This is a genomic window from Dietzia sp. B44 (assembly GCF_014145245.1).
Classification (GTDB): Bacteria; Actinomycetota; Actinomycetes; order Mycobacteriales; family Mycobacteriaceae; genus Dietzia; species Dietzia natronolimnaea.
Window position 1 is genome coordinate 1 of sequence record NZ_JAALEF010000181.1, and the last position, 4,417, is coordinate 4,417.

The 4,417-nt window shown below is 70.3% G+C and carries 3 protein-coding genes; 2 read left to right on the forward strand and 1 reads right to left on the reverse strand.

All coding sequences use genetic code 11. The features are described 5' to 3' along the window. The first annotated feature begins 155 nt into the window (after positions 1 to 155). Both G6017_RS06950 and G6017_RS06955 read left to right on the forward strand, forming a co-directional pair. Positions 156 to 1,811, forward strand: a complete 1,656-nt coding sequence (locus G6017_RS06950; RefSeq protein ID WP_338404228.1) for a sensor histidine kinase — start codon at positions 156 to 158, stop codon at positions 1,809 to 1,811. A 60-nt stretch (positions 1,812 to 1,871) separates the two neighbouring features. Further along, positions 1,872 to 2,534, forward strand: a complete 663-nt coding sequence (locus G6017_RS06955) for a response regulator transcription factor (RefSeq protein ID WP_179523602.1) — start codon at positions 1,872 to 1,874, stop codon at positions 2,532 to 2,534. Positions 2,535 to 2,837: 303 nt separating this feature from the next. Here G6017_RS06955 and G6017_RS06960 read toward each other — a convergent pair whose 3' ends face one another. Continuing rightward, a complete protein-coding gene (locus tag G6017_RS06960; protein WP_182616640.1) occupies positions 2,838 to 4,310 on the reverse strand; it encodes an aldehyde dehydrogenase family protein in 1,473 nt (490 codons plus the stop codon). Positions 4,311 to 4,417: the final 107 nt, after the last annotated feature.

Consider the following 4,417-nt stretch of genomic DNA (forward strand, 5'->3'; position numbering starts at 1 on the left):
CCCCAGACCGACCGCACACCACCGCCGCACGCCGCTGAGACAGGGCGCCCAGATCACGCGGGGACCACGGGGCCGCCCCCGCACGCCTCGGCACACCCGCGCAGCGACGGGGCGCTCCGGGACTCCTCGCGGTCCTACGCCCGTTCCTCGCCGGAGTGACCCCGCGGCTGGGAAGGGCGCCCTCGGTCCGATGGTGGTACTCGGCGCGCCTGCGCATCACGCTGGGAATCACCCTCACCTCTGCCGCCGTGTTCGCCGCCATGGTGCTGTTCACGCTGCAGGTGCTCCATCTCACCGCCGAACGGACGACCGACGCCCGTCTCAACCGCGAGGCCGCGGACTTCTCGACGTTCATGGACGCGGGGATCCTGCCGTCGGCCGAGTCGGAGAACCCCACCACCGAGCAGCTGATCCGCGCGTATCTGGCGCAGCAGTACCCGTCGGCCGAGCTGCTCCTCGTGGGGACCGCCACCACCTCGGGGACGCAGTTCACGCTCTCGAGGTTCAGCTCGGACGACGACACCCTGTTCCCCCCGGCCATGCGGTCCCAGATCCAACGGATCGGGCTGGTGTCGGATGAGGGGTCCGGTATCATCGACGGCACCGTGCGGTGGCGGAAGGCCGAGGTCGACGGCCCGGCCGGGCCGACCAACATCGTGGTCGCGATCAGTGACGCACCCACCCGCGAGGACACCGGTCGCGTCGCCGACCTCCTGCTGAGCACCGGCGCCGGCGGCATCGTCCTCAGCGCGCTCGTCGCCTGGCTCCTGGCCGGCCGGATGATCGTCCCCGTCCGAAGGATCCGTGAGGCCGCGGAGACGATCTCGGCCGCGGACCTGTCACGACGGGTCCCCGTCGACGGACCGGACGAGATCGTCTCCCTGGCCGACACGGTCAACGCGATGCTCGAGCGCGTGGAGGAGGCCTATCGGACGCAGCGGGAGTTCCTCGACGACGCCGGCCACGAGCTCCGCACGCCCCTGACCGTGGTCCAGGGGAACCTGGATCTCATGCCGGAGGATCCGCAGGAGCGGGCCGAGACCACCCGGATCATGCAGGACGAGCTGTCCCGGATGACCCGCATCGTCGAGGACCTGCTCACCCTGGCGCGCTCCGACCGCCCCGACTTCCTCCAGACCGCCCCCACCGACGTCGCGGAACTGGTTCTGGACGTCGAGGCGAAGATCGACGTGATCGCCGACCGCGAGTGGTCGGTGCTGCCGTACGCCGAGGACGTCGCCCTGCTGGACCAGCACCGGATCACCCAGGCGCTCATCCAGTTCTGCTCCAATGCCGTGCGGTTCACCGGACCGGGGGACCTGATCGAGATCGGCTGCCGGGTGATCGCCCCGGGGGACCCGACGGTCACCGACGATCTGGCGGTCGGCCCACTGCCCGACCCGCCGCATCGCGAGAACTACCGACGCCGGTTGCTGTGGTGGGTGCGCGACAGCGGCCCGGGGATCCCGCCCGGCGAGGAGGAGACCATCTTCGAGCGGTTCCACACCGCCCGCGGTCAGCTCCGCGACGGTCGCGGGGGAACCGGGCTGGGCCTGGCGATCGTCGCGACGATCGCCCGGGCCCACGGGGGCCGCGCGTTCGCGTTCAACGCCAAGGGCGGGGGCGCCGCGTTCTGCATCGCCGTCCCCTACGTCCCCGCGAGCTTCGATTCCGACGCCGGGGACGAGGTGGACACCGACCTCGACGAGGCCGCCCCCACGGTCGGTCGGGGGCCCGAGCGTCGCCGCCGATCCGGCAGGGGGCGGTACGAGCGGAACCGGCGATCCGGCGCACCCGGGGACACGACCTGATGACACGCTCGAATCACGTGCTCCGCGTGGAATACTCCATTGTCTTAGAAGGAGGGTTGCATGACGAATGTGCTCGTCGTGGAGGATGACGACCTCATCCGCTCGGTACTGGTCAAGGCACTCGGCGGCGCCGAGTACACCGCACTCGAGGCGGTGGACGGGGACAGCGCGCGGTCCATCCTGTCGACCATCTCCGACATCGATCTGATGTTGCTGGACATCGGCCTGCCGGACATCGACGGCCTGACGCTGCTCCGCGAGGCGCGCGACCGCGGGTTCGCGGCTCCCGTCATCATCCTCACGGCCCGCGACAGCGTCGCGAACACCGTCGAGGGACTGGACTCCGGGGCCAACGACTACATGGTCAAGCCCTTCCGTGTCCCGGAGCTGCTGGCCCGCATCCGGCTCCGCCTGCGCGAGCACGAGGCGTCGGAGGACCCCGGCATCCTCGAGCACGCCGGCATGCGCCTGGACATCCGCACCCGCCGGGTCGAGGTCGACGGCCGGATCCAGGAACTCACGAACCGCGAGTACTCGCTGCTGGAGATGTTGCTGCGCAACAAGGGCGAGACCATCAGCCGTGAGCAGTTGCTCGAGAGCGTGTGGGGTATGGACTTCGACCCCGGTTCGAACATCGTCAACGTCTACATCCGGTCCCTGCGCCGCAAGATCGGCGAGAACAAGGTCCACACCGTCCGGGGCGTCGGCTACCGCGTGGAATGACCGCCGCCCGGTGCCCGAGGGACTCCGGGCCCGGTCCCGAACCCCGTCCGCCACGCCGGCCCTGACGATCCACCTATCGGATTGCGATTCACCTATGGAGGCCCGTGGGTGAATCGCATTCCAACAGGTGGATTTCGCGGTTCCGGGGGATCGGTTCCGGGGGATCGCTGCCGGATCGCCGTCTGACCGGTGGGACACACCGAGACATCGGCGGCGCCGAACCCGATCCGGGCCCGGCGCCGCTGTCATGCCAGATTGTGTGGGTCGTCCGGGCGGGCGACCCACACCGCGCTCATACGCGTCTCACCGAGCGGGCGCTTCCCATCCGAACGGCATGAGCACGCTCTGCAGCTCGCAGTAGGCGTCCAGCCCCTCGGGTCCGTTCTCGCGGCCGAGGCCGGAGTTCTTGAAGCCGCCGAACGGCGCGCTCGGGTCGAAGGCGTACCAGTTGATGCCCATGGTGCCGGTGCGCACCCGCTGCGCCACGGCGAGCGCGGTGTCCGGGTCGGCCGAGTACACGGCTCCGGCCAGACCGAACTCGGAGTCGTTGGCGATCCGCACGGCCTCGTCGACGGTGTCGTACGCGATGACCTGGAGCACGGGCCCGAAGATCTCCTCCTGGGCGATGGTCATGGAGTTGTCGACGTCGGTGAACACGGTCGGCTGGACGAAGGCACCCTCGGCGACGCCGGCGGGCAGTCCCTCGACCTTCCCGCCGCCGTAGGCGATGGTCGCGCCCTCCTCGACACCCTTGCGGATGTACCCCTCGACGCTGTCCTTCTGCTTGTGGTTGGCCAGCGGGCCGAACGCGGTGCCCTCGGCGGACGGGTCGCCGACCGGCATGGCCTTGACGTTCTCGACCAGGGCCTCCACGACCTCGTCGTAGCGCGACCGCGGGGCGAGGATGCGGTTCTGGGACACGCACGCCTGGCCTGAGTTCATCAGGGCGGAGAACACCATGGTCCCGGCGTTGGCGGCGATGTCGGCGTCCTCGAGGATGATCGCCGCGCTCTTGCCGCCGAGCTCGAGCGAGCAGCGGGTGAGGTTCTGCGCGGCGATCCCGGCGATGTGCTTGCCGACCCCCGTGGAACCGGTGAACGAGATCTTGTCGACCTCCGGGTGCGAGACCAGGTGGTCGCCCACGGAGCTCGGGCCGGTCACCACGGACAGCACACCCTCGGGCAGTCCGGCCTCGCGGAACAGGTCCGCCAGCCACAGCGCGGACAGCGGGGTCGCGGACGACGGCTTGAGGACCACCGAGCTGCCCGAGAGCAGGGCCGGGCCGAGCTTGGCGGAGTTGAGGTAGAGCGGGACGTTCCACGCGGTGACGGCGGCCACCACACCGACGGGCTGACGGGTGACCACCGAGGCGCCGTAGTCGCCGTGCCGGACCTCGGACCACGGGAAGTCCGCGGCCAGCTTCGCGTAGTACCGCAGCACGCCGAGCGTGGGTGTCACCTGGATCATCGCGGCGGTCCCGGGAGGGGTGCCCATCTCGTCGGAGAGGATCTGGCAGACCTCGCCCTGGCGTTCCTCGAGCATGTCGGCGACCCGGCCGATCAGCGCGCCGCGCTCGGCGGGCGGGGTGAGCCGCCACACGCCCGACTCGAAGGAGTCCCGGGCCTGGCTGACCATCTCGTCGACGTCCTCCGTGGTGGTCTCGGCCACGCGCCCGACGACGGCGTTCGTGGCCGGGGAGGTCACCTCGAGAACCCCGGTGGAGAGGGGGTCTGTCCAGCGAGTGCCGGAGAAGAGCTTGTCATGGACGACGACCACGGGGACCTCCGAGAGGTAGAAAACAAGAACGTGTTCCACGATCGTAGACGAGTGTCCGACTCCCCGGGCGGCCCTCGCACACGCCGCCCGCCGCACGCCGCCCGGTG